Origin of the sequence: Micromonospora endolithica (genome assembly GCF_003626595.1) — a bacterium.
GTDB lineage: Bacteria > Actinomycetota > Actinomycetes > Mycobacteriales > Micromonosporaceae > Micromonospora > Micromonospora endolithica.
Window position 1 is genome coordinate 184,256 of the sequence record NZ_RBAK01000007.1, and the last position, 22,985, is coordinate 207,240.

At 70.5% G+C, this 22,985-nt stretch carries 35 protein-coding genes; 33 read left to right on the forward strand and 2 right to left on the reverse strand.

Annotated features, from left to right (window positions below):
* The first annotated feature begins 11 nt into the window (after positions 1–11).
* The 29 genes from rplB to truA all read left to right on the forward strand — a co-directional run bounded on the left by rplB (position 12) and on the right by truA (position 16,947).
* Positions 12–851: a 50S ribosomal protein L2 gene (gene rplB / locus D7223_RS18960; protein WP_120729747.1), complete on the forward strand. Its 840-nt coding sequence runs from the start codon at positions 12–14 to the stop codon at positions 849–851.
* Between the two features lie 12 nt (positions 852–863).
* Positions 864–1,145, forward strand: coding sequence for a 30S ribosomal protein S19 (gene rpsS / locus D7223_RS18965; protein ID WP_007073032.1), 282 nt, complete (start codon positions 864–866; stop codon positions 1,143–1,145).
* Positions 1,146–1,185: 40 nt separating this feature from the next.
* Entirely contained in the window at positions 1,186–1,644 is a 459-nt protein-coding gene (gene rplV, locus D7223_RS18970) for a 50S ribosomal protein L22 (RefSeq protein WP_120729748.1), read from the forward strand.
* Positions 1,644–2,522: a 30S ribosomal protein S3 gene (rpsC, locus tag D7223_RS18975; protein WP_120729749.1), complete on the forward strand. Its 879-nt coding sequence runs from the start codon at positions 1,644–1,646 to the stop codon at positions 2,520–2,522. Before rplV ends, rpsC begins: the two co-directional genes overlap by 1 nt.
* A 3-nt stretch (positions 2,523–2,525) precedes the next feature.
* Positions 2,526–2,951, forward strand: coding sequence for a 50S ribosomal protein L16 (gene rplP / locus D7223_RS18980; protein ID WP_007465292.1), 426 nt, complete (start codon positions 2,526–2,528; stop codon positions 2,949–2,951).
* Complete coding sequence (gene rpmC / locus D7223_RS18985) at positions 2,951–3,187, forward strand: 50S ribosomal protein L29 (RefSeq protein ID WP_013288628.1); 237 nt, start codon at positions 2,951–2,953, stop codon at positions 3,185–3,187. The genes rplP and rpmC overlap by 1 nt, the downstream gene beginning before the upstream one ends.
* Complete coding sequence (gene rpsQ, locus D7223_RS18990; RefSeq protein ID WP_120729750.1) at positions 3,184–3,462, forward strand: 30S ribosomal protein S17; 279 nt, start codon at positions 3,184–3,186, stop codon at positions 3,460–3,462. Before rpmC ends, rpsQ begins: the two co-directional genes overlap by 4 nt.
* A gap of 97 nt (positions 3,463–3,559) precedes the next feature.
* Positions 3,560–3,928: a 50S ribosomal protein L14 gene (gene rplN / locus D7223_RS18995; protein ID WP_007073026.1), complete on the forward strand. Its 369-nt coding sequence runs from the start codon at positions 3,560–3,562 to the stop codon at positions 3,926–3,928.
* Positions 3,925–4,245 carry a 50S ribosomal protein L24 gene (gene rplX, locus D7223_RS19000; RefSeq protein WP_007465276.1) on the forward strand — a complete coding sequence of 107 codons (321 nt, stop codon included), beginning with the start codon at positions 3,925–3,927 and terminating at the stop codon, positions 4,243–4,245. The genes rplN and rplX overlap by 4 nt, the downstream gene beginning before the upstream one ends.
* Complete coding sequence (gene rplE / locus D7223_RS19005; RefSeq protein ID WP_120729751.1) at positions 4,245–4,811, forward strand: 50S ribosomal protein L5; 567 nt, start codon at positions 4,245–4,247, stop codon at positions 4,809–4,811. The genes rplX and rplE overlap by 1 nt, the downstream gene beginning before the upstream one ends.
* Position 4,812: 1 nt before the next feature.
* Complete coding sequence (locus D7223_RS19010; protein ID WP_007073023.1) at positions 4,813–4,998, forward strand: type Z 30S ribosomal protein S14; 186 nt, start codon at positions 4,813–4,815, stop codon at positions 4,996–4,998.
* Positions 4,999–5,116: 118 nt separating this feature from the next.
* Positions 5,117–5,524, forward strand: a complete 408-nt coding sequence (gene rpsH / locus D7223_RS19015) for a 30S ribosomal protein S8 (RefSeq protein ID WP_073828943.1) — start codon at positions 5,117–5,119, stop codon at positions 5,522–5,524.
* A 16-nt stretch (positions 5,525–5,540) separates the two neighbouring features.
* Complete coding sequence (gene rplF / locus D7223_RS19020; RefSeq protein WP_120729752.1) at positions 5,541–6,083, forward strand: 50S ribosomal protein L6; 543 nt, start codon at positions 5,541–5,543, stop codon at positions 6,081–6,083.
* Positions 6,080–6,469, forward strand: a complete 390-nt coding sequence (gene rplR / locus D7223_RS19025) for a 50S ribosomal protein L18 (protein ID WP_120729753.1) — start codon at positions 6,080–6,082, stop codon at positions 6,467–6,469. Before rplF ends, rplR begins: the two co-directional genes overlap by 4 nt.
* Positions 6,470–6,502: 33 nt before the next feature.
* Positions 6,503–7,117 (forward strand): 30S ribosomal protein S5, encoded by a 615-nt coding sequence (gene rpsE / locus D7223_RS19030; RefSeq protein ID WP_120729754.1) that lies wholly within the window; start codon positions 6,503–6,505, stop codon positions 7,115–7,117.
* Positions 7,117–7,299 (forward strand): 50S ribosomal protein L30, encoded by a 183-nt coding sequence (rpmD, locus tag D7223_RS19035; RefSeq protein ID WP_120729755.1) that lies wholly within the window; start codon positions 7,117–7,119, stop codon positions 7,297–7,299. Before rpsE ends, rpmD begins: the two co-directional genes overlap by 1 nt.
* Positions 7,299–7,742, forward strand: coding sequence for a 50S ribosomal protein L15 (rplO, locus tag D7223_RS19040; protein ID WP_120729756.1), 444 nt, complete (start codon positions 7,299–7,301; stop codon positions 7,740–7,742). Before rpmD ends, rplO begins: the two co-directional genes overlap by 1 nt.
* Positions 7,743–8,238: 496 nt before the next feature.
* Positions 8,239–9,567: a preprotein translocase subunit SecY gene (gene secY, locus D7223_RS19045; protein WP_120729757.1), complete on the forward strand. Its 1,329-nt coding sequence runs from the start codon at positions 8,239–8,241 to the stop codon at positions 9,565–9,567.
* Positions 9,568–10,221, forward strand: coding sequence for an adenylate kinase (locus tag D7223_RS19050; protein ID WP_120729758.1), 654 nt, complete (start codon positions 9,568–9,570; stop codon positions 10,219–10,221).
* A 92-nt stretch (positions 10,222–10,313) separates the two neighbouring features.
* The gene (gene map, locus D7223_RS19055) at positions 10,314–11,165 is read left to right on the forward strand and encodes a type I methionyl aminopeptidase (RefSeq protein WP_120729759.1); all 852 of its coding nucleotides are present in this window, start codon (positions 10,314–10,316) and stop codon (positions 11,163–11,165) included.
* Between the two features lie 70 nt (positions 11,166–11,235).
* Positions 11,236–11,829, forward strand: coding sequence for a DUF1707 SHOCT-like domain-containing protein (locus D7223_RS19060; RefSeq protein WP_420330327.1), 594 nt, complete (start codon positions 11,236–11,238; stop codon positions 11,827–11,829).
* A gap of 260 nt (positions 11,830–12,089) precedes the next feature.
* Entirely contained in the window at positions 12,090–12,311 is a 222-nt protein-coding gene (gene infA, locus D7223_RS19065) for a translation initiation factor IF-1 (RefSeq protein ID WP_007073013.1), read from the forward strand.
* Between the two features lie 90 nt (positions 12,312–12,401).
* Positions 12,402–12,515 carry a 50S ribosomal protein L36 gene (gene rpmJ / locus D7223_RS19070; protein ID WP_043965539.1) on the forward strand — a complete coding sequence of 38 codons (114 nt, stop codon included), beginning with the start codon at positions 12,402–12,404 and terminating at the stop codon, positions 12,513–12,515.
* Positions 12,516–12,780: 265 nt separating this feature from the next.
* Positions 12,781–13,161, forward strand: a complete 381-nt coding sequence (gene rpsM / locus D7223_RS19075; protein WP_120729760.1) for a 30S ribosomal protein S13 — start codon at positions 12,781–12,783, stop codon at positions 13,159–13,161.
* A gap of 116 nt (positions 13,162–13,277) precedes the next feature.
* Positions 13,278–13,685: a 30S ribosomal protein S11 gene (rpsK, locus tag D7223_RS19080; protein ID WP_013288613.1), complete on the forward strand. Its 408-nt coding sequence runs from the start codon at positions 13,278–13,280 to the stop codon at positions 13,683–13,685.
* Between the two features lie 13 nt (positions 13,686–13,698).
* On the forward strand, positions 13,699–14,325 hold the full coding sequence (gene rpsD, locus D7223_RS19085) for a 30S ribosomal protein S4 (RefSeq protein ID WP_088998366.1): 627 nt from the start codon (positions 13,699–13,701) through the stop codon (positions 14,323–14,325).
* A 98-nt stretch (positions 14,326–14,423) separates the two neighbouring features.
* A complete protein-coding gene (locus D7223_RS19090; protein ID WP_120729761.1) occupies positions 14,424–15,446 on the forward strand; it encodes a DNA-directed RNA polymerase subunit alpha in 1,023 nt (340 codons plus the stop codon).
* Positions 15,447–15,478: 32 nt separating this feature from the next.
* A complete protein-coding gene (gene rplQ / locus D7223_RS19095) occupies positions 15,479–16,051 on the forward strand; it encodes a 50S ribosomal protein L17 (protein ID WP_120729762.1) in 573 nt (190 codons plus the stop codon).
* 65 nt (positions 16,052–16,116) lie between these two features.
* Positions 16,117–16,947 carry a tRNA pseudouridine(38-40) synthase TruA gene (truA, locus tag D7223_RS19100; protein WP_120729763.1) on the forward strand — a complete coding sequence of 277 codons (831 nt, stop codon included), beginning with the start codon at positions 16,117–16,119 and terminating at the stop codon, positions 16,945–16,947.
* 61 nt (positions 16,948–17,008) lie between these two features.
* On the opposite strand, the gene D7223_RS19105 is transcribed toward truA, so the two are convergent.
* The gene (locus tag D7223_RS19105) at positions 17,009–18,055 is read right to left on the reverse strand and encodes a hypothetical protein (RefSeq protein WP_120729764.1); all 1,047 of its coding nucleotides are present in this window, start codon (positions 18,053–18,055) and stop codon (positions 17,009–17,011) included.
* A gap of 145 nt (positions 18,056–18,200) precedes the next feature.
* On the opposite strand from D7223_RS19105, the gene D7223_RS19110 reads away from it, so the two are divergent.
* From D7223_RS19110 to D7223_RS19125, 4 genes are read left to right on the forward strand one after another with little or no spacing between them, the layout of a single operon-like run.
* Positions 18,201–18,806, forward strand: a complete 606-nt coding sequence (locus D7223_RS19110) for a class I SAM-dependent methyltransferase (RefSeq protein ID WP_120729918.1) — start codon at positions 18,201–18,203, stop codon at positions 18,804–18,806.
* A 41-nt stretch (positions 18,807–18,847) separates the two neighbouring features.
* The gene (locus D7223_RS19115) at positions 18,848–20,527 is read left to right on the forward strand and encodes an ABC-F family ATP-binding cassette domain-containing protein (protein ID WP_120729765.1); all 1,680 of its coding nucleotides are present in this window, start codon (positions 18,848–18,850) and stop codon (positions 20,525–20,527) included.
* Positions 20,524–21,324, forward strand: coding sequence for a nucleotidyltransferase domain-containing protein (locus D7223_RS19120; RefSeq protein WP_120729766.1), 801 nt, complete (start codon positions 20,524–20,526; stop codon positions 21,322–21,324). The genes D7223_RS19115 and D7223_RS19120 overlap by 4 nt, the downstream gene beginning before the upstream one ends.
* Positions 21,325–21,378: 54 nt before the next feature.
* A complete protein-coding gene (locus D7223_RS19125) occupies positions 21,379–22,347 on the forward strand; it encodes an aldo/keto reductase (RefSeq protein WP_186832337.1) in 969 nt (322 codons plus the stop codon).
* Between the two features lie 102 nt (positions 22,348–22,449).
* On the opposite strand, the gene D7223_RS19130 is transcribed toward D7223_RS19125, so the two are convergent.
* A complete protein-coding gene (locus tag D7223_RS19130) occupies positions 22,450–22,980 on the reverse strand; it encodes a hypothetical protein (RefSeq protein ID WP_120729768.1) in 531 nt (176 codons plus the stop codon).
* Between the last annotated feature and the right edge of the window lie 5 nt (positions 22,981–22,985).

The following is a 22,985-nucleotide window of genomic DNA, read 5'->3' on the forward strand; positions in this document are numbered from 1 at the left end:
GGGTGTAGACAATGGCTATCCGTAAGTACAAGCCGACGACGCCGGGCCGACGTGGTTCGAGTGTCGCCGACTTCGCCGAGATCACCCGGTCCACGCCGGAGAAGTCGCTGCTGGCTCCGCTGCCGAAGAAGGGCGGGCGTAACGCCCACGGCCGGATCACCACGCGGCACCACGGTGGCGGTCACAAGCGCCAGTACCGTCTGATCGACTTCAAGCGGGTCGACAAGGACGGCGTGCCGGCGAAGGTCGCCCACATCGAGTACGACCCGAACCGCACCGCCCGCATCGCGCTGCTGCACTACGCCGACGGCGAGAAGCGATACATCCTCGCGCCGAAGGACCTGAAGCAGGGCGACGCGGTCGAGTCGGGTCCGAGCGCCGACATCAAGCCGGGCAACAACCTGCCGCTGCGCAACATCCCGGTCGGTACCACCATCCACAACGTGGAGCTGCGTCCGGGCGGCGGTGCCAAGCTGGCCCGCTCGGCCGGCGTCGGCATCCAGCTGCTCGGCCGGGAGGGCGCGTACGCGACTCTCCGCATGCCGTCCGGCGAGATCCGGCGGGTCGACGTCCGCTGCCGCGCCAGCATCGGCGAGATCGGCAACGCCGACCAGTCGAACATCAACTGGGGCAAGGCCGGCCGCATGCGCTGGAAGGGCAAGCGCCCGACGGTCCGTGGTGTCGCCATGAACCCGGTCGACCACCCGCACGGTGGTGGTGAGGGTAAGACCTCCGGCGGTCGCCACCCGGTCAACCCGCAGGGTAAGCCCGAGGGCCGCACCCGTCGTAAGGGCCAGCCGAGTGACCGGCTGATCGTCCGCCGCCGCTACGCCACGCGTAAGCGCGGCTGAGGGAGATAAGACATGCCTCGCAGCCTGAAGAAGGGCCCGTTCGTCGACGACCACCTGCTCAAGAAGGTGGAGACGCAGAACGACAAGGGCTCGAAGAACGTGATCAAGACCTGGTCGCGGCGCTCGACGATCATCCCGGAGATGCTGGGTCACACGATCGCCGTGCACGACGGACGCAAGCACGTCCCGGTGTTCGTGACCGAGGCGATGGTCGGGCACAAGCTCGGCGAGTTCGCGCTGACCCGCACGTTCAAGGGTCACGAGAAGGACGACCGGAAGAGCCGTCGGCGCTGACGCCGCGGGCATACGGATAGAGGAACAAGGGGTTACAGCGATGCCAGGAAAGGGCGACGCTCCGGTGCTTCCGGGCGCGCGGGCGGTTGCGCGGCACGTGCGCATCTCGCCGATGAAGGCGCGCCGGGTGGTCAACCTCGTCCGCGGCCTGCCCGCGAAGGAGGCGCTCACGGTGCTGCAGTTCGCGCCGCAGGCTGCGAGCGAGCAGGTTTACAAGGTGCTCGCGAGCGCGATCGCCAACGCGGAGAACAACGAGCGGCTGGACCCTGACGCGCTGCTCGTCAGCGAGGCGTTCGTGGACGAGGGCCCGACCATGAAGCGGTTCCAGCCGCGGGCGCAGGGCCGGGCCTTCCGGATCCGCAAGCGCACGTGCCACATCACCGTCGCGGTCGAGGCGGTGGCTCCGGCCGCGCCGAAGAAGGCGGCGGCGAAGAAGGCGGCCCCGGCGAAGCAGGCCGAGCCGGCTGAGACGCAGAGCAAGACGGAGGGTGCCGAGTAATGGGTCAGAAGGTTCACCCGCACGGGTTCCGGCTCGGCATCTCGACCGACTGGAAGTCCCGCTGGTTCGCGGACAAGCTCTACAAGGACTACATCGGCGAGGACGTCAAGATCCGCCGGATGATGTCCAAGGGCCTCGAGCGCGCCGGGATCTCCAAGGTCGACATCGAGCGCACCCGCGACCGGGTCCGCGTCGACATCCACACCGCCCGGCCGGGCATCGTCATCGGCCGTAAGGGCGCGGAGGCCGACCGGATCCGCGGCGAGCTCGAGAAGCTCACCGGCAAGCAGGTCCAGCTGAACATCATCGAGGTGAAGAACCCCGAGTCGGACGCGCAGCTCGTCGCGCAGGGCGTGGCGGAGCAGCTGTCCAGCCGGGTCAGCTTCCGTCGGGCGATGCGCAAGGCGATGCAGTCCGCGATGAAGAACCCGGTCTGCAAGGGCATCCGGGTCCAGGTCTCGGGTCGTCTGGGCGGCGCCGAGATGAGCCGGACCGAGTTCTACCGCGAGGGCCGGGTTCCGCTGCACACGCTGCGGGCCAACATCGAGTACGGCTTCTTCGAGGCGCGTACCACCTTCGGCCGGATCGGCGTGAAGGTGTGGATCTACAAGGGTGACGCGGTGCCGGGTCGGGAGACCCCGACCGAGGCCCCGTCGCGCCCGCGCCGTGAGCGCGGCGACCGCCCCGAGCGGCCGCGTCGTGGTCGGTCCGGTTCGTCCGGCACGACCGCCGGCGGCACCGAGGCCGGTCGGGCCGCCGCGACCACCATCGCGCAGCAGGCGGAGACGCCGAGCGGCGAGCCGATCGACAGCGCTGCTGTCGCCGCGGCCGCGTCCGCTCCGGCCACCCAGCCGGCAGAAACGCAGCAGGAGGGCTGACAGATGCTGATGCCGCGCAAGCCCCCGAAGGGCTTCCGCAAGCCGCACCACCCGGACCGCAGTGGCGCGTCCAAGGGTGGTAACCGGGTGGTGTTCGGCGAGTTCGGGATCCAGGCTCTTGAGCCGGCGTACGTGACGAACCGCCAGATCGAGTCGGCGCGTATCGCGATGACCCGTCACATCAAGCGTGGCGGCAAGGTCTGGATCACGATCTTCCCGGACCAGGCGCTGACCAAGAAGCCCGCCGAGACCCGGATGGGTTCCGGCAAGGGCTCGCCCGAGTGGTGGGTCGCCAACGTGAAGCCGGGGCGGGTTCTCTTCGAGATGTCCTTCCCCAACGAGCAGATCGCGCGAGAGGCGATGCGTCGCGCGATCCACAAGCTCCCGATGAAGTGCCGGATTGTTACGCGCGAAGTGGGTGAATCCTGATGGCAGCGGGCGTCAAGCCTTCCGAGCTGCGTGAGCTCTCCGAGGAGGAGCTGGTCACGAAGCTGCGTGAGGCCAAGGCGGAGCTGTTCAACCTCCGCGTGCAGGCCGCAACCGGGCAGCTGGACAACAACCGGCGGTTGCAGGTCATCCGTCGGGAGATCGCCCGGATCTACACGATCATGCGTGAGCGCGAGCTGGGGCTCTCGGCCGCGCCGACTGAGGTGACTGCATCATGACCGACGAGAACACCACCGCCACCGTGCGGGCTCGCCGCAAGGTCCGTGAGGGCCTGGTGGTCAGCGACAAGATGGACAAGACCGTCGTGGTCGAGGTCGAGGACCGGGTCAAGCACGCGCTCTACGGCAAGATCATGCGCCGTACGCGCAAGCTGAAGGTGCACGACGAGCCGAACGCCGCCGGCATCGGCGACCGGGTTCTGATCATGGAGACCCGGCCGCTGTCCGCCACCAAGCGTTGGCGGATCGTGGAGATCCTGGAAAAGGCCAAGTAGCGAAGGCTCGAGCTCGCCCGGCGACGGTCGGGCGCAGGTTCCGCCAGGCTCCGGCCGCCACGTGCGGCCGGAGAACCGGCAGACATAGGAGATAGACGTGATTCAGCAGGAGTCGCGACTGCGCGTCGCCGACAACACGGGTGCCAGGGAGATCCTGTGCATCCGGGTTCTCGGTGGCTCCGGTCGGCGCTACGCGAGCATCGGCGACGTCATCGTGGCCACCGTCAAGGACGCGATCCCGGGTGCCGGTGTGAAGAAGGGCGACGTCGTCAAGGCCGTCGTCGTTCGCACCGCCAAGGAGAAGCGGCGCCCGGACGGGTCGTACATCCGCTTCGACGAGAACGCCGCCGTCATCATCAAGGACGGCGGGGACCCGCGCGGTACCCGTATCTTCGGCCCGGTGGGCCGGGAGCTGCGGGACAAGCGGTTCATGAAGATCATCTCTCTCGCGCCGGAGGTGTTGTGACCGTGAAGGTCAAGAAGGGCGACACGGTCGTCGTCATCGCCGGCAAGGACAAGGGTGCCAAGGGCAAGGTCATCGCGGCCTACCCGCGGCAGGACAAGGTCCTGGTCGAGGGCGTGAACCGGGTCAAGAAGCACACCCGCATCAGCACCACCCAGCGTGGCGCCAAGACCGGTGGCATCGTCACCCAGGAGGCCCCGATCCACGTCTCGAACGTGCAGGTCCTGGACTCCGACGGCAAGCCGACCCGCGTCGGTTACCGGATCGACGACAACGGCCAGAAGGTCCGCATCGCGCGTAGCACCGGTAAGGACCTGTGATGACCACGGCTACCGAAAAGACCATGCCGCGCCTCAAGGAGCGGTACCGCAACGAGATCGTGAACCAGCTGCGCGAGCAGTACGAGTACGGCAACGCCATGCAGGTGCCGCGGCTGGTCAAGATCGTCGTCAACATGGGTGTCGGCGAGGCCGCCCGGGACGCCAAGCTGATCGACGGCGCCGTCCGGGACCTGGCCACCATCACCGGTCAGAAGCCGCAGGTGCGGCGGGCGACCAAGTCCATCGCGCAGTTCAAGCTCCGGGAGGGCATGCCGATCGGCGCGAAGGTCACCCTTCGCGGTGACCGGATGTGGGAGTTCCTGGACCGGCTGCTGTCCATCGCGCTGCCGCGTATCCGCGACTTCCGCGGTCTGGACGGGCGCAAGCTCGACGGGCACGGCAACTACACGTTCGGTCTGACCGAGCAGTCGGTGTTCCACGAGATCGACCAGGACAAGATCGATCGCCAGCGGGGCATGGACATCACGGTGGTCACGACCGCCACGACCGACGACGAGGGCCGGGCGCTGCTCAAGCTCCTGGGCTTCCCGTTCAAGGAGAACTGAGATGGCCAAGAAGGCGCTGATCCTCAAGGCGGCCGCGAAGCCGAAGTTCTCGGTTCGCGCGTACACCCGCTGCCAGCGGTGCGGGCGTCCCAAGGCGGTCTACCGCAAGTTCGGGCTCTGCCGGGTGTGCATCCGGGAGATGGCCCACCGCGGTGAGCTGCCGGGCGTGTCCAAGGCTTCCTGGTAAGGGCGACCGAGTCCCGGTCGCACGGCCGGGACCCCTTGCACCGATCACGTATTGCTCTTCGCCGTAGGCCCGGGGCGACAGGCCCCGGGAACCCCGGCGAGAAAGGCTGACGAGTTTCATGACGATGACCGACCCGATCGCAGACATGCTCACGCGTCTGCGGAACGCCAACCAGGCGTACCACGACCAGGTGACGATGCCCTACTCGAAGATCAAGGCGAACATCGCCGAGGTCCTCAAGGCCGAGGGCTACATCGCCACCTGGTCGGTCGAGGAGCCCGAGGAGGGCGCCGTCGGCAAGCGACTGGTCGTCGAGCTGAAGTACGGCCAGAACCGCGAGCGGAGCCTGGCCGGCATCAAGCGCGTGTCCAAGCCCGGTCTCCGGGTGTACGCCAAGTCGGACGGGCTCCCGCGGGTGCTCGGTGGGCTGGGTGTGGCGATCATTTCGACGTCCCAGGGGCTGCTCACCGACCGGCAGGCCCGCAAGCGGAGCGTTGGCGGGGAAGTCCTCGCCTTCGTCTGGTAACGGGAGACAGGTAGAAATGTCGCGTATTGGACGTAAGTCGATCCCGGTGCCTTCCGGCGTCGACATCACGATCGACGGCCAGACCGTCAAGGTGAAGGGCCCCAAGGGCGAGCTGTCGCACACCCTTGCCGAGCCGATCAAGGTCGAGCGGGCCGAGGACGGGCAGCTGAACGTCAACCGCCCGAACGACGAGCGCAAGGCCAAGGAACTGCACGGCCTGAGCCGTACCCTGGTCGCCAACATGATCGTCGGCGTGACCGAGGGCTACCGCAAGAGCCTGGAGATCGCCGGTACCGGTTACCGGGTCACCGCCAAGGGCAAGGACCTGGAGTTCGCGCTCGGGTTCTCGCACCCGGTGGTCGTGCCGGCGCCGGAGGGCATCACCTTCACCGTGGAGCGGCCGACCCTGTTCCACGTGGCCGGCATCGACAAGCAGCTGGTCGGTGAGGTCGCCGCCAACATCCGGAAGATCCGCCCGCCGGAGCCCTACAAGGGCAAGGGTGTCAAGTACCAGGGCGAGGTCATCCGCCGCAAGGCTGGAAAGGCAGGTAAGAAGTGAGCGCCACGCTGCTCAAGCGCCGCCGCGGCGTTGCCGCCAAGCGCGCCGTCGGGCGTGCGCGTCGGCACTTCCGGGTCCGCAAGAACATCAGCGGCACCGCCGAGCGTCCGCGCCTGGTCGTCACCCGCTCCCTGCGGCACATGGTGGCCCAGATCGTCGACGACACCAAGGGGCACACCCTGGCGTCGGCGTCGACCCTGGACGCCTCGCTGCGCGGCACGGAGGGCGACAAGAGCGCCCTGGCCGGCAAGGTCGGTGCGCTGCTCGCCGAGCGGGCCAAGGCCGCCGGTGTCTCCAAGGTCGTGTTCGACCGCGGTGGCAACCGGTACGCGGGGCGTGTCGCCGCGCTGGCCGACGCCGCCCGCGAAGCCGGGCTCGAGTTCTAGAAACCCCGTCACGAGAGATAAGGAAGGCTGCTGATGCCAGGTCAACAGCGCCGTGGCGGCGGGTCCGGTGGCAACGAGGGTGGTCGCCGCGACAACCGCCGTGAGGGCGGCCGCGGAAACGCGCCCGTCGAGAAGACCCCGCACCTCGAGCGGGTCGTCGCGATCAACCGCGTCGCCAAGGTCGTGAAGGGTGGTCGTCGCTTCAGCTTCACCGCCCTGGTGATCGTGGGCGACGGCGACGGCACCGTCGGTGTGGGCTACGGAAAGGCCAAGGAGGTGCCCGCGGCCATCGCCAAGGGTGTCGAGGAGGCCAAGAAGCACTTCTTCAAGGTGCCGCGGATCGGAGCCTCGATCCCGCACCCGGTCACGGGCGAGGACGCCGCCGGTGTGGTGCTGCTCAAGCCGGCCTCGGCCGGTACGGGTGTCATCGCCGGTGGTCCGGTGCGTGCCGTGCTGGAGTGCGCGGGTATCCACGACGTGCTCTCCAAGAGCCTCGGATCGTCGAACCCGATCAACATCGTGCACGCCACCGTGGCGGCGCTGAAGGGGCTCGAATCCCCCGAGGCCGTCGCCGCGCGTCGTGGTCTGCCGGTCGAGGACGTCGCGCCGGCCGCCATGCTGGCGTCGCGGGCGGGGGTGAATTCCTGATGGCTCGCCTGAAGGTCACCCAGCTCCGGTCCGAGATCGGGACCAAGCGGAACCAGCGTGAGTCGCTGCGTTCGCTCGGTCTCAAGCGGATCAACGACGTGGTGGTCAAGGAGGACCGTCCGGAGATCCGCGGCATGATCTTCACGGTCAACCACCTCGTGAAGGTCGAGGAGGTCGAGTAATGACGATCAAGGTCCACCACCTGCGTCCGGCGCCGGGGTCCAAGACCGCCAAGACCCGCGTGGGTCGTGGTGAGGGCTCCAAGGGCAAGACCGCCGGCCGCGGTACCAAGGGTTCGAAGGCCCGGAAGAACATCTCGGCGGCGTTCGAGGGTGGGCAGATGCCCATCCACATGCGCCTGCCGAAGATGAAGGGCTTCAAGAACAAGTTCAAGGTCGTGTTCCAGGTGGTCAACCTGGACCGGCTCGCCGAACTCTTCCCCAACGGCGGCCAGGTCGGCCCGCTGGAGATGGTCGAGGCCGGTGCGGTCCGCAAGGGCCAGCCGGTCAAGGTGCTCGGCACCGGCGACCTCGGCGGGGTCGCGCTCCAGGTGACGGCGCACGCGTTCAGCGCGTCGGCCAAGGAGAAGATCGCCGCCGCCGGTGGGTCCACCACCGAGCTGTAGGACCGTACGACCGCTCGACGCCCGCCCGGTGTGACCGGGCGGGCGTCGGCGTCTTGCCGGGCCGGTCGAAGCGATGGCCGGCGCGGCCGAGGGAGCACCGTTCGGTGTGGACGGCGGTCTCGTCCGACGGGGTTGTGACGTCGCCCACTGGCTTGCCCCGACCCGGTGCGCTCCACCCGCGAAGAGTGGTAGGCGGCCCGCCGGACGCCCGTGGACGGCATGCGACGTCCCGGTCGCGCAGCGCGTTCACCTGGCACATCGGCCGGTCAGAGCGGGTGTCCGGCGGTACCGGCCGGGTGGCCGGTCGGGACGGCCGGCGTCGACGTGTCGGACCCCCAATCACGCTGGCAGACGGGGGTGCCGGCAACCCGTGGCGTGCCAGCCGACGAGACTGTTAAGGTGTCACCTCGGCGGCTTGGTCCTGTCCGCCAGTCTGATGGCGCCCCTCGGTTCCTGGATGCAGAGCCGGGCGGGCCTTCCGCGCAGGAGGATCCAGTTGTTGTCCGCCTTCATCAGTGCGTTCCGTACGCCTGACCTGCGCAAGAAGCTGCTGTTTACGGTAGGCATCATTGCGATCTACCGGCTCGGCGCGACGCTGCCCAGCCCGGGTGTGTCCTTCGGCAACGTGCAGAAGTGCCTGGACACCCTGGAGAACGGTTCCACGGGTGTTCTCAACCTGCTGAACCTGTTCTCCGGCGGTGCCCTGCTGCAGCTCTCGGTCTTCGCGCTGGGCATCATGCCCTACATCACCGCGTCGATCATCCTGCAGTTGCTCACCGTGGTCATCCCGCGGTTGGAGCAGCTCCGCAAGGAGGGCCAGGCCGGCCAGGCGAAGATCACCCAGTACACCCGCTACCTGACCCTGGGTCTGGGTGTCCTCCAGGCGTCGGCCTTCGTCGCGCTCGCCCGCTCCGGGCAGCTCTTCAACAACCAGTGCGACCAGTTCCCGATCATCCCCGAGGGGACCGGCATCCCGAACTGGCTGACGCTGACCATCCTGGTCATGACGATGACGGCCGGCACCGGCGTGGTGATGTGGCTCGGCGAGCTGATCACCGACCGCGGCGTGGGCAACGGCATGTCCGTCCTGATCTTCACCTCGATCGCCGCGCGCCTCCCCAGCGAGGGCTGGCAGATCAAGCAGACCCAGGGCTGGGGCAAGTTCCTGCTCGTCATCGCCCTAGTCCTGGTGGTCATCTGCGCGGTCACCTTCATCGAGCAGGCGCAGCGCCGGATCCCGGTGCAGTACGCCAAGCGGATGATCGGCCGGCGGATGTACGGCGGCACCTCGACCTACATCCCGCTGAAGGTCAACCAGGCGGGTGTCATCCCGGTCATCTTCGGCTCGTCGCTGCTCTACCTGCCGCAGCTGGCGCTCCAGTTCTTCGACCAGAACAACCCCGGCAAGACCCAGGCGTGGATCCAGAACAACCTGGTCGACCCGACCAGCCCGATCTACATCGCGGTCTACTTCCTGCTGATCATCTTCTTCACGTACTTCTACGTCTCGATCACGTTCAACCCGACCGAGGTCGCGGACAACATGAAGAAGTACGGCGGCTTCGTGCCGGGCATCCGCCCCGGCAAGCCGACCGCCGACTACCTCGACTTCATCCTCAGCCGGATCACCCTGCCCGGCGCTCTCTACCTGGCGTTGATCTCGATCCTGCCGAACTTCTTCTTCATCTGGCTGGACCGGCAGCAGTACCTGAACTTCCCGTTCGGTGGCACCGCTGTGCTGATCATGGTTGGCGTCGGCCTGGAGACCACCAAGCAGATCGAGAGCCAACTCATGCAGCGGAACTATGAAGGGTTCCTGCGGTAGATGAGACTCGTTCTGGTTGGCCCGCCGGGTGCAGGCAAGGGCACACAGGCGGAGTTCGTCGCCGCGCACCTCTCGGTGCCGAAGATCTCCACCGGTGACATCTTCCGGTCGAACGTCTCGCAGGGCACCCCGCTGGGCGTCGAGGCGAAGCGTTACATGGACGCCGGCGAGCTGGTGCCCGACGAGGTCACCATCAACATGGTCCGGGACCGGCTCGCCGAGCCGGACGCCAGCGAGGGCTTCCTCCTCGACGGCTTCCCGCGCACCACGCCGCAGGCCGCCGCGCTGGACAAGCTCCTCGCCGACCTCGGCACCGCCCTGGACCTGGTGCTGGAACTGGTCGTCGACGACGACGAGGTGATCCGGCGGCTGTCCGGCCGGCGCACCTGCCGGGGCTGCGGGAAGATCTGGCACGTCGAGTTCGACGCGACCACCCGCGAGGACATCTGTGACCGGTGCGGCGCCGAGCTGTTCCAGCGCGACGACGACAAGCCGGAGACGATCGCCACCCGGCTGCGCGAATACGCCGACAAGACCGCGCCGCTGGTGGACTACTACGGCGCCCAGGGCAAGCTGGTCGGCATCGACGCGACCGGGCCGGTGGAGGACGTCACCGTCCGCGCCATCGACGCCCTGCGGTCGTACGGCGGCTGAGGCACCGCCGGACGGCGGCGGATAGAGTGCGAAGAGCGGGGTACGCGCGACGTGCCTCGCTCTTCGGCTTCGGTGACGAAAGGTACGCCTCCATGCGTCGTCCCCAGCTGGACATCCAGCTGAAGACCCCTGACCAGATCGAGAAGATGCGCGCCGCCGGCCTCGTGGTCGCCGAGGCGCTGCGTCGGATGCGGGAGGCCGTCGCTCCCGGGGTCAGCACCGCGGACCTGGACGCGATAGCCGAGGCGACGATCCGCGAGGCGGGAGCCGTCCCGTCGTTCAAGGGCTACCACGGCTTCCCGGCGTCGATCTGCTCGTCGGTCAACGAGCAGATCGTGCACGCCATCCCGTCGGCCGCCCAGGTGCTGCGCGACGGGGACATCATCTCCATCGACTGCGGCGCGATCCTCGACGGCTGGCACGGCGACGCGGCGATCACCGTCGAGGTGGGCGAGGTGGATCCGGCGCTGCGCAGGATGACCTCGGTCGCCGAGGACGCCATGTGGGCCGGCATCGCCGCCGCGGCCCGGGGCGCGGCGAGCGGCAGGGGCCGGCTCACCGACATCTCGCACGCGGTGGAGGACACCGTCCGCCGGGGCGGTCGCTACGGGATCGTGGACGGCTACGGCGGCCACGGCATCGGCACCGAGATGCACCAGGACCCGCACGTGCTCAACCACGGCCGGCCGGGCAAGGGGCCCCGCCTGGTGCCGGGCATGGCGCTCGCCATCGAGCCGATGATCACCATGGGTTCGCCGCGCACCGCCGAGCTGGCCGACGGCTGGACCGTGGTGACCCGGGACGGGTCGATGGCGGTGCACGTGGAGCACACCATGGCGCTGCTGCCGGACGGGGTGTGGGTGCTCACCGCCCCGGACGGTGGCCGGGCCCGCCTCGGCGAGCTGGTGACCGCCCGCCAGCCGGCCGACTCGCCGGCGGTCTGACCTCCGGAGCGGCCCGTCGCCCGGATCGCCCCCGGCGGGCCGGTGGTCCGACGGTGGCATGCTGGAACGCATGGACGGGCGGGGTGAGATGCGGGCCGCCGACGCGGACCGGCAGGCGGTCGCCGACCGGCTGCGGGTGGCGGTCGACGAGGGCCGGTTGGACCTGCACGAGTACGACGAGCGTCTCCAGCGGGCGTACGCCGCCCGGACGTACGCCGACCTGACCGATCTGGTGGCCGACCTGCCGGCACCCGCCGCAGGACCGACGTGGGGCGCGGAACGGCCGGCCCCGGCCGGCGCGGAGGCCTCGGCGCTCGCGGTCGCCGGCGCCGCGGTCCCGGCCCGGACGGCGGACCCTTCCGGCCGGCCGGTGACCGCGCGGTGGCTGGCCGAGGTGTGGGAGCCGTACCTGAAGGTCGTCGGGATCGTGCTGGCGGTGTGGGCGGTGACCTCGGTGCTGTCCGGTGAGGCGCTCTATTTCTGGCCCGGCTGGGTGGCCGGGCCGTGGGGCGCGGTGGTCCTGGTCCGGACCGTGTCCGGGATCACGTCGGGGGAGCCGCGGCGGTGGGCCGCGCAGGAGGAACGGCGGCGGCAGCGCCGGCGCGAGAAGCGGGCCCGGAAGCGGGAGCGGAAGGCCGCGAAGCGGGCGTTGGGCGAGGGCTGACACCGCCGAGCCGGCCCGGGAACGGTCCTCGAACCCGCTTTTCGCGACCCGTCCGGGCGGGAGGGCCGGGCGGTTTGGCGACGGCGCGCGGTCGGGCGTACACTTTCAGATCGGCGCACAGCGTCCACTCCGGCATGCCCACCCTGCGCTTCGGTGGGACTCGGAGCCGCGGCTGGCGCGGGCCACCTGATCTTGATCAGTCAACCCGTGTAAGACGTTGTGAGCCGTCCGGAGTAACCGACGTCAGGACAGCGGAGGACATGCCGAAAAAAGACGGAGCCATCGAGATCGAGGGTCGGGTCATCGAGCCCCTGCCGAACGCAATGTTCCGGGTGGAGCTCGCGAACGGTCACAAGGTGCTGGCTCACATCAGCGGCAAGATGCGGCAGCACTACATCCGCATCCTGCCGGAGGACCGGGTCGTCGTCGAACTCTCGCCGTACGACCTGACCCGCGGGCGCATCGTCTACCGCTACAAGTAAGCCTGACGGCGGCCGGGTGAGTCCCGTGTCCGTCTTCGTCGTCCGGGGTCGCGCCTCGCGTCACCGGGCCAGATGGGAAGTAAGGCAACCGTGAAGGTCAAGCCGAGCGTCAAGAGGATCTGCAACAAGTGCCGCGTCATTCGCCGGCACGGCCGGGTCATGGTCATTTGCTCCGACCCGCGCCACAAGCAGCGCCAGGGCTGAACCCGTCACGTCCGACCGTGTGAGCGGTCGGTCTGACCGGCCCGGGCCGCAGATCCAGAGAACACATCACATGCTCGTTCCAGCCGCGAGCGGTGCGCAGCGCGTACCTCATCGTGGTTGACCCCCGGTCGGAGGCCGGGGCCCGCTCGGGCAGCGACCGATCCCGGTCGCCGGCGCCACCGGCGTCGGAAGGACAGGGACGGTCGGTAGCGGGGTGGGACGGGTCCACACCTCCGCCAGCACACCACGAGGAGTAAGCCCGCACATGGCACGTCTAGTCGGCGTCGACCTTCCCCGCGAAAAGCGGATGGAGATCGCGCTCACCTACATCTTCGGCGTGGGTCGCACCCGCGCCCTGGAGACGCTCACCGCCACTGGCATCTCGCCGGACAAGCGCGTCCGGGACCTCACGGACGAGGAGCTGGTGCAGCTCCGCAACCACCTCGAGGGCAACTACAAGATCGAAGGCGACCTGCGCCGCGAGGTCGCCGCTGACATCCGCCGCAAGGTCGAGATCGGCTGCTACGCCGGCATCCGGCACCGCCGGGGCCTGCCCGTGCGTGGCCAGCGGACCAAGACCAACGCGCGGACCCGGAAGGGCCCGAAGCGGACCGTCGCCGGCAAGAAGAAGCCCGGCAAGAAGTAATTCTTTAACCGGAATTCTGGTCGTTCTCCGTCGAGGTAGGCCGGGCTCCAACCGGAACCGGTGTCTACGTCATCCACGGGGCGACAAGCCAAAATCATTCAGGAGCGCACAGACTTATGCCACCGAAGGCTCGTGCCGGAGCCGCTGTCAAGAAGGTCCGGCGCAAGGAACGCAAGAACGTCGCCCACGGGCAGGCGCACATCAAGAGCACCTTCAACAACACCATCGTGTCGATCACCGACCCGACCGGTGCCGTCATCTCCTGGGCCTCGTCCGGCCAGGTGGGCTTCAAGGGCTCCCGCAAGTCGACTCCGTTCGCCGCGCAGCTGGCCGCCGAGGCCGCCGCGCGTCGGGCCATGGAGCACGGCATGCGCAAGGTCGACGTGTTCGTCAAGGGCCCCGGCTCCGGCCGGGAGACCGCCATCCGTTCGCTGCAGGCCGTGGGCCTCGAGGTCGGGCAGATCTCCGACGTCACCCCGCAGCCGCACAACGGATGCCGTCCGCCCAAGCGTCGTCGGGTCTGAGAGGTAGAGAGAGATGGCTCGTTACACCGGTGCTGACTGCCGCCGTTGCCGGCGGGAGAAGATGAAGCTGTTCCTCAAGGGCAGCAAGTGCGATGGTCCGAAGTGCCCGTTCGAGTCCCGGCCGTTCCCGCCCGGGCAGCACGGCCGCGGCCGCACGAAGGAGACGGAGTACCTGCTCCAGCTCCGTGAGAAGCAGAAGGCCCGCCGCGTCTACGGCGTGCTGGAGAAGCAGTTCCGCGGCTACTACGAAGAGGCCGTGGGCAAGAAGGCCAAGACCGGCGAGGTCCTGCTGCAGATCCTCGAGTCGCGGCTGGACAACGTGGTCTACCGGGCCGGCTACGCCAAGTCCCGGGACATGGCCCGTCAGCTGGTCAAGCACGGTCACTTCACGGTGAACGGCAAGAAGGTCGACATCCCGTCGTACCGCGTCAAGGAGCACGACATCATCGAGGTCCGGGGCAAGAGCAAGGAGCTCACCCCGTTCATCGTCGCGCAGGCCGAGGCCGGCTCCAAGAGCGTCCCGGCGTGGCTCGAGGCCATCCCCAGCCAGATGAAGGTTCTCGTGCACTCGCTCCCGGCCCGCCAGGTGATCGACACCCAGGTCCAGGAGCAGCTGATCGTCGAGCTCTACTCCAAGTAGGGGCTCGTTGCGGTGGCCCGCCCTCACCGGGGCGGGCCACCGGAACAGTTTGTGTCGTGGGCGTCAAATAGCGGGCGCCCCGGAAGAGAAGAGAAGAAATGCTCATCAGCCAGCGACCGTCTCTCTCCGAAGAGTCGATCAACGAGACCCGCTCCCGGTTCACCATCGAGCCGCTGGAGCCCGGCTTCGGCTACACCCTGGGCAACTCGCTGCGGCGTACGCTGCTGTCGTCGATCCCGGGTGCGGCGGTCACCTCGATCAAGATCGACGGTGTGCTGCACGAGTTCACCACGATCCCCGGCGTCAAGGAGGACGTGGTCGAGCTCGTCATGAACATCAAGGAGCTGTGCGTCAGCTCCGAGCACGACGAGCCGGTCAGCATGTACCTGCGCAAGCAGGGCCCGGGCGACGTGACGGCGGGCGACATCCAGCCGCCGGCCGGCGTCTCGGTGCACAACCCGGACCTGAAGCTCGCCACCCTGAACGGCAAGGGCCGGCTCGACATGGAGCTGACCGTCGAGCGGGGCCGGGGCTACGTCACGGCGGCGCAGAACAAGCAGGCCGGCGCCGAGATCGGCCGGATCCCGGTCGACTCGATCTACTCGCCGGTGCTGAAGGTGACCTACCGCGTCGAGGCGACCCGTGTCGAGCAGCGGACCGACTTCGACCGGCTGATCATCGACGTCGAGACCAAGCCGTCGATGGGTCCGCGTACCGCCCTGGCCTCGGCCGGTTCGACCCTGGTCGAGCTGTTCGGTCTGGCCCGGGAGCTGGACGAGACCGCCGAGGGCATCGACATCGGGCCGTCCCCGCAGGACGCCCAGCTGGCGGCCGACCTGGCGCTGCCGATCGAGGAGCTGGACCTGACCGTCCGCTCCTACAACTGCCTCAAGCGCGAGGGCATCAACTCCGTTGGTGAGCTCATCGGGCGCACCGAGGCCGACCTCCTCGACATCCGCAACTTCGGTCAGAAGTCGATCGACGAGGTCAAGATGAAGCTCGCCGGGATGGGCCTGGGGCTGAAGGACTCGGCCCCGAACTTCGACCCGGCGCACGTCGTGGACAGCTTCGGTGAGGCCGACTACGACAGCGACGACTACCGCGAGACCGAGCAGCTGTAAGCGCGGCTGAGGATTAACGAGGAGCACCGAGAATGCCCACGCCCACCAAGGGTCCCCGCCTCGGCGGCAGCCCGGCCCACGAGCGGCTGATGCTGGCCAACCTGGCCACCGCGCTGTTCCAGCACGGCAAGATCCAGACCACCGAGACCAAGGCCCGGCGGCTGCGTCCGCTCGCGGAGCAGCTCATCACCAAGGCGAAGCGGGGCGACCTGGCCGCGCGTCGGCGGGTGCTGGGCGTCGTCAAGGACAAGGACGTGGTCTACGCCCTGTTCGACCAGATCGCGCCGCGGTACGCCAACCGTCAGGGTGGCTACACCCGGATCGTGAAGACCGGTCCGCGCAAGGGTGACGCCGCGCCGATGGCGATCATCGAGCTGGTCGAGGAGCTGCAGGTCGCCGAGCCGAAGGCGAACCGCAAGACGGCCGCCCGCAAGGCCGCCCAGCAGGACAAGGTCGAGGCGCTCGCCGGAGCGGACGAGACCCCGCAGTCGACCTCCACCGGCGACCAGGACGCCGAGGCGCCCGTCTCGGCCTCCGGTGACACCGCCGCCGCCCGCGAGGACAGCGACGAGGCCGGCGAGAACGACAAGAACGACAAGGCCTGATCGAGGCCGCGACCGGGCCCGGCACCCCTCGTGGGTGCCGGGCCCGACCCGTGGAGGAGGTACGAGTGGACGAGCGCATCCGGCTCCGGCTGGACGTCTCGTACGACGGCACCGACTTCTCCGGCTGGGCCGTCCAGCCGACCCGGCGGACGGTGGCCGGGGTGCTCGTCGAGACCCTGGACCTGGTGCTCGGGGCGGGAACGGCCACCGGACTGACCGTGGCCGGCCGGACCGACGCCGGGGTGCACGCCAGCGGCCAGGTCTGCCACGTCGACCTGCCGGCCGCGGTGTGGGCCGGGTACGAGGGGCGGCTGCTGCGCCGGCTGGCCCGGTTGCTCCCCACCGACGTGCGGGTCCGGTCGATGACCGAGGTGCCCGCAGAGTTCGACGCCCGGTTCTCGGCCACCTTCCGCCGCTACGAGTACCGGGTGACCGACGCGCCGTGGGGCGCCGATCCGCTGCGCCGACGGGACACCCTGGCCTGGGCGCGGCCGCTCGACCTGGACGCGCTGAACACCGCCGCCGGTGGGTTGGTGGGGGAGCACGACTTCGCCGCGTACTGCCGGCGCAAGGAGAACGCGACCACCCTGCGCGAGGTCACCCGGTTGGACTGGCGGCGTGACCCGGACGGGATCCTGGTGGCCACCGTGCAGGCCGACGCGTTCTGCCAGGCGATGGTGCGCAGTCTGGTCGGCGCGATGCTGGCCGCCGGTGACGGCCGTCGACCGGTCGAGTGGCCGGGCGGCCTGCTCGCCCGCCGGGACCGGTCCAGCGAGGTGACCGTCGCGCCGGCGCACGGGCTGACCCTGGTGGCGGTCGGCTACCCGGCGGACCCGGCCGGGTACGCCAGCCGTGCCGAGGTGACCCGGCGGCTGCGGGTGCCCGTGGAGGGCTGAGACGTACGGCGGGTGCGGAGCCGCCCGGCCCCGCACCCGCGTCCCCCGATGTGGATCCGGCTCAGTCGCCGGCCGACCCACCCTCCTGGGACCCGGTGGCCTCCTCGGTGGGCTGGGCGGCCGTGCCGCCGGTGGCGCGACGTTCCAGCACCCCCTGGTTCAGGTGCAGCTCGATCATGTCGAAGAGGATCTCGCGGGCCGTGGGGTCGCCGGACCGGATGGCCTCGGAGTCGACCCGGGCCACCAGGGCGTACGCGAGGTAGTGGCCGCGTACCTGCCAGCCGACCCGGGCCGGGGCGGTGCCGATCGCCTCGGTCTCCTCGTCGGCCACCATGCCCCGGAACCGGCCCTCCCGGTCGTCGAGGACCTGGCGGATCCGGTCGCGGGCATCCTCGGCGCTGGCCCGGTCGACCAGGTTGAACAGGCCGGTGGTGACCAGGTGCTGACCGTCCGGGGTGCGCAGGGTCGCCCGGACCACCTGGCTGCAACCGAGCCGGACCAGCAGTTCGGCGACCTCGCCGGTGGCGGCCACCGCGCAACTGCCGCTGGAGTGCGTCTTCAGCACCTGGTAGGTGGCCTGACCGTCACCGGGCACCAGCCGCCTGCCGCCGAAGACCTCCCGGGCGGTCAGCGGCACCGGGTCAGTCCCCCGGGCGTCGAGGTTCTGCTGCGCGGGCGCGGTCGGGCGCGCCGCGGCGGGTTCCTCGGTCGGGGTGGTCCGCGGGTCGGCGTTCCGTTCGTTCACCAGGGCGGCGGCGCCGAGGCCGCAGAGGGCCAGCAGGACGAGCACCGCCGCGCCACCAACGACCACCTGCCACATCCGGCCGCCGCCGCCGCGGCCGCCCCGGGTCGCCCGCGAAGGCGCCGTGCCGGTGGTGGCGTAGACGGCGGCGCGGGGTGGCTGCCGGGGATGTGTGCCGGGTGCCGGCGTCGGATCCATGGAGGGCAGGGCCAGCCGGTTGGTCCGGGGCAACGAGGGCACGGGGAAGCGGGACGGGGACGGTCCGGCGGCGGGTCGTTCAGCGGCGCCGAGCCCCGACGGTGGCCCGGATGCCGGGTCCGGGTACTCCAGGAATGCGTCCTCATCGGACTCGTACCGATACACCATGTCGCCCAGACTAGGAGTGATTGTCCCTTTAGAAGGTAAAAATCGGAAATTGGGCGACGGTGGTGTGTCGCCGTGCAGCGCCGCCGCCCCCGTCCCGGCGGCCACCGCCGTCCCGGCGGCACCGACCGCCTGCGAGAATCGCCCGGTGACCGGCGACCACTACTTCACCGCGGAACCGTCGACCGCCGCCCAGCCGCGCGAGGTCGAGTTCACCGTCGCCGGCCGCGACTGGACACTCGCCTCGGCCGGCGGGGTGTTCTCCGCCGCGCGACTGGACCCCGGCACCGCGGTCCTGCTCCGCAAGGCCGACCTGCCGTCCGCCAGCACCACCGGGCACCTGCTCGACATCGGCTGCGGCTTCGGACCGATCACCTGCGTACTGGCCACCTGCGCCACCGCCGCCACGGTCTGGGCGGTCGACGTCAACGAACGGGCCCGGGAGCTGACCGCCGCCAACGCCGCACGGGTCGGCGCGGCCGAGCGGGTACGGGTCGCCGCGCCGGACGACGTTCCCGCCGACGTGACCTTCGCCGAGATCTGGTCGAACCCGCCGATCCGGATCGGCAAGGAGGGACTGCACGACCTGCTGGCGCGCTGGTTGCCCCGGCTCGCCCCGGACGGGGTCGCCTGGCTGGTCGTGGCCCGGCACCTCGGCGGCGACTCGCTGCACCGCTGGTTGGTCGACTCCGGCTGGCAGGTGGGCCGGCACGCCAGCCAGAAGGGCTACCGGGTGCTGCGGGTCACCCGGTAATTGGATGGGCCCGCGGGCACCGACTCGGGGAGGATGCCGGCGTGGGATACGTGGACGTGGCGGGGGTGGGGCACATCCTGCCCGACGGCCGGGAACTCTTCACCGACGTGTCGTTCCGGGTCGGTGAGGGGGCCAAGGTCGCACTGGTCGGCCCGAACGGCGCCGGCAAGACGACGCTGCTCCGGATGGTGGCCGGTGACCTCCCGGTGCGGACCGGGGCGATCGCGCGTACCGGCGGGCTCGGCGTGATGCGCCAGTTCATCGGGATGATCGGTGACGAGTCCACGCTGGCCGACCTGGCGCTCTCGCTCGCCCCACCCGCGCTGCGGGCCGCCGGCCGCCGCCTCGCCGACACCGAGGCGGCCATGCGGTCCGCCGAGGTCCGCGGCAAGTACAGCACCGCCGCCGGCAGGGCCCAGCTGGCGTACGCCGACGCGCTCGCCGGGTGGGGTGAGGCCGGCGGGTACGACGCGGAGGTGCTCTTCGACACCGTCGCCACCATCGTGCTCGACCTGCCCTGGGACGCCGCACGGGAACGGCCCGTCCGCACGCTCTCCGGCGGCCAGCAGAAACGCTTCGCCCTGGAACTGCTGCTGCGCGGTCCCGACGAGGTGCTGCTTCTCGACGAGCCGGACAACTTCCTCGACGTGCCCGGCAAGCGCTGGCTGGAGGCGCGGCTGCGGGAGTCCGGCAAGTCGGTCCTCTACGTCTCGCACGACCGGGAGCTGCTGTCGCACACCGCCGACCGGGTGGTCGCCGTGGAGGGCGGCGGCGCCTGGGTGCACCCCGGCGGCTTCACCACCTGGCACGCCGCCCGGGTCGCCCGCCACGCCCGCCTCGACGAGCTGCGCAGGCGGTGGGACGAGGAGCACCAGAAGCTGCGCGAGCAGATGCTGATGTACAAGCAGAAGGCCGCGTACAACTCCGACATGGCCTCGCGCTACCAGTCGGCGCAGACCAAGCTGCGCAAGTTCGAGGAGGCCGGGCCGCCGCCCGTGCCGCCCAAGGACCAGGACATCCGGATGCGGCTGTCCGGCGGCCGGACCGGCAAGCGCGCGGTGATCTGCGAGCAGCTCGAACTCGACGGCCTGACCTACCCCTTCGACCTGGAGATCTGGTACGGCGACCGGGTCGCCGTGCTCGGCGCGAACGGCACCGGCAAGTCGCACTTCCTGCGGCTGCTGGCCCGGGGCGGCACCGACCCCGACCCGGCCAACGGACCCGTCGACGGCGCGGAGAAGCTCGCCCCGGTCACCCACGACGGGGTCGCCCGGCTCGGCGCCCGCGTCCGCCCCGGCCACTTCTCCCAGACCCACGACCGGCCGGAGCTGATGGAACGGACGCTGGTCGACATCCTCTGGCGGGGTGACGAGCACCGCACCGGCATGGACCGGCACGCGGCGATGGCGGCGCTGTCCCGGTACGAGCTGGCCGGTCAGGGCGACCAGCTCTTCGGCACGCTCTCCGGCGGGCAGCAGGCGCGGTTCCTCGTACTCCTGCTGGAGCTGTCCGGGGCGACGCTGCTGTTGCTCGACGAACCCACCGACAACCTCGACCTGGCCAGCGCGGAGGCGCTGGAGACGGGCCTCGCGGCCTTCGCCGGGACGGTCGTCGCGGTCACCCACGACCGGTGGTTCACCCGGTCCTTCGACCGGTTCGTGCTGTTCCGGGGCGACGGCGAGGTGGTGGAGACCCCCAAGCCGGTCTGGGACGTCCGGTGATCCCCGACGACCTGGCCGAACGCCTCTGCGCCGTCGACGGCGTCGTCGCCGTCGCGCTGGGCGGCAGCCGTGCCCGCGGCGAGCACCGCCCCGACTCCGACTGGGACCTCGGCCTCTACTACCGGGGGCCGCTCGACGTGCCGACCCTGCGGGCGCTCGCCACGGCTGTGGGCGACGACCCGGACGTCGCGCTCGCGGAGCCCGGCGGCTGGGGTCCGTGGGTGGACGGTGGCGGCTGGCTGCGGATCGGCGGGGTCGCGGTCGACTGGATCTACCGCGACCTCGACCGGGTACACCGCATCTGGGCCGACTGTCGGGCCGGGCGGTACGAGGTCGGCGTGCAGCCGGGGCATCCGCTCGGGTTCTACTCGCACACGTACGCGGGAGAGGTGGCCCTGTCCCGGGTGCTGGCCGACCCGACGGGCGAGCTGACCGCGCTCCGGGCGGAGACGTCGTCGTACCCGCCGGAGCTGGCCGCCGCCCTCGCCGGGGGCGCCTGGGAGGTGGACCTCCTGCTCGCCGGGGCTGCCAAGGCCGCCCCGGCGGGCGACAGCGGCTACGTCGCGGGCTGCCTGTTCCGGGCGGTCGGTGTGCTGGTACAGGTCCTGCACGCGAAGGCCGGGCGGTGGCTGCTCAACGAGAAGGGCGCGGTCGCGTCGGCGGGCCGGCTGCCCGGCGCGCCGCCGGAGTTCGCCGGTCGGGCGCAGGCGCTGCTCGGTGCGGTCGGACGTACCCCGGACGAGCTGGCCGTGACGCTCGCCGCCGCCCGTCGTCTCGCCGACGACGTGCTGGGCTGATCCGCCCGGGGCCGGTCGGGCTTCCCCGGGTGGCGCCGGTGGGCCCGGCATAGGGTGGATCTCGTGACTGAGATGACCTACCGCCGGCTGGGCGACTCCGGACTCGTGGTGTCCGTGGTCGGCATCGGCTGCAACAACTTCGGCCGCAAGCTCGACCTCGACGGCACCCGGGCGGTGGTGGACGCCGCCCTGGACGCCGGCATCACCTTCTTCGACACGGCCGACATCTACGGCGAGCCGCAGGGCGGCTCCGAGGAGCTGCTCGGCCAGGCGCTCAAGGGCCGCCGGGACGACGTGGTGCTGGCCACCAAGTTCGGCATGGACATGCACGGCCTGAACGGCGCCGACTTCGGCGCGCGGGGCTCCCGGCGCTACATCGCCCGGGCGGTGGAGGCGTCGCTGCGCCGGCTCGGCACCGACCACATCGACCTCTACCAGATGCACGAGCCGGACCCGGACACCCCGATCGAGGAGACGCTCGCCGCCCTGGACGACCTGGTCCGCGCGGGCAAGGTGCGCTACCTGGGCAACTCCAACTTCGCCGGCTGGGAGATCGCCGACGCCGACTGGACCGCGTCGTCGCAGGGCCGCACCCGGTTCGTCTCCGCGCAGAACCACTACTCGCTGCTGGAGCGGGGCGTCGAGGCCGAGGTGGTCCCGGCGTGCGAGCGCTTCGGGCTCGGCCTGCTGCCGTTCTTCCCGCTGGCCAACGGGCTGCTGACCGGCAAGTACCGCCGGGACCAGGCCCCGCCGGCCGGTAGCCGCCTCGCCGGTGGCGGCCGGTACGCGGCGCGCCTGGCCGCCGCCGACTGGGACACCATCGAGGCGATCGAGGCGTACGCGGCCGAGCGGGACCTGTCCATGCTCCAGGTGGCGATCGGCGGGCTGGCCGCCCAGCCCGCGGTGACCTCGGTGATCGCCGGTGCCACCACCGCCGAGCAGGTCCGCGCCAATGCCGCGGCCGGCTCCTGGCAGCCCACCGACTCCGACGCCGAGGCGCTGCGCGACCTGCTCGACCGCTAGGCCGGCGCGGTCGAGGTGGCGATCCGGCAAGACCCACTCGACATCACTGAAGTCGGACTGTCTGCTCGGCCGGACAACCCGCTTCCAGTGATGTCGAGTTGATCAAGACGGCCGGCGTCGCCGGGTCAGCAGCGGTACCAGCACCGCCACCGCGACGAGCCCGGCGACGCCGAACGCGACCGGCCGCCACCAGCCGGCCGCTCCGCCGGCACCGGTCCGGCCCGGGGCTCGCGCGGTGTCCGCGACGGGCACCGGCGCGGGTGTCTGCGCCACCCGGGCCCGCACCTGGGAGGTCACCTCGGCGGCGTGCGGGGCCGGCGCGGTCACCGTCACCCGCCAGTCGCCGGGGGACAGGATCGGGCCGGTGGCGTAGAAACCCTGCCCCTCGGCGGCCGGCTCCAGTTGCAGCGGGCCCACCGTCCGGCCGCCGACGCCCGACGCGGTCACGGTCAACCGCACCACCCTGTCCAGCAGGTGGCCGTCGGCGTACCTCGCCTGGATGGTGATCCCTTCGGCGCCGTCACCGGCCACCGTCAGCTTGAGCTTGCCGGTGTGCGCCGCGGCCGGAGCCGCGGCCGGGAACGCCAGCACCAGTCCGGCGAGCACGGCGGCGACCACCTTGCCGATCCGCATCTTCA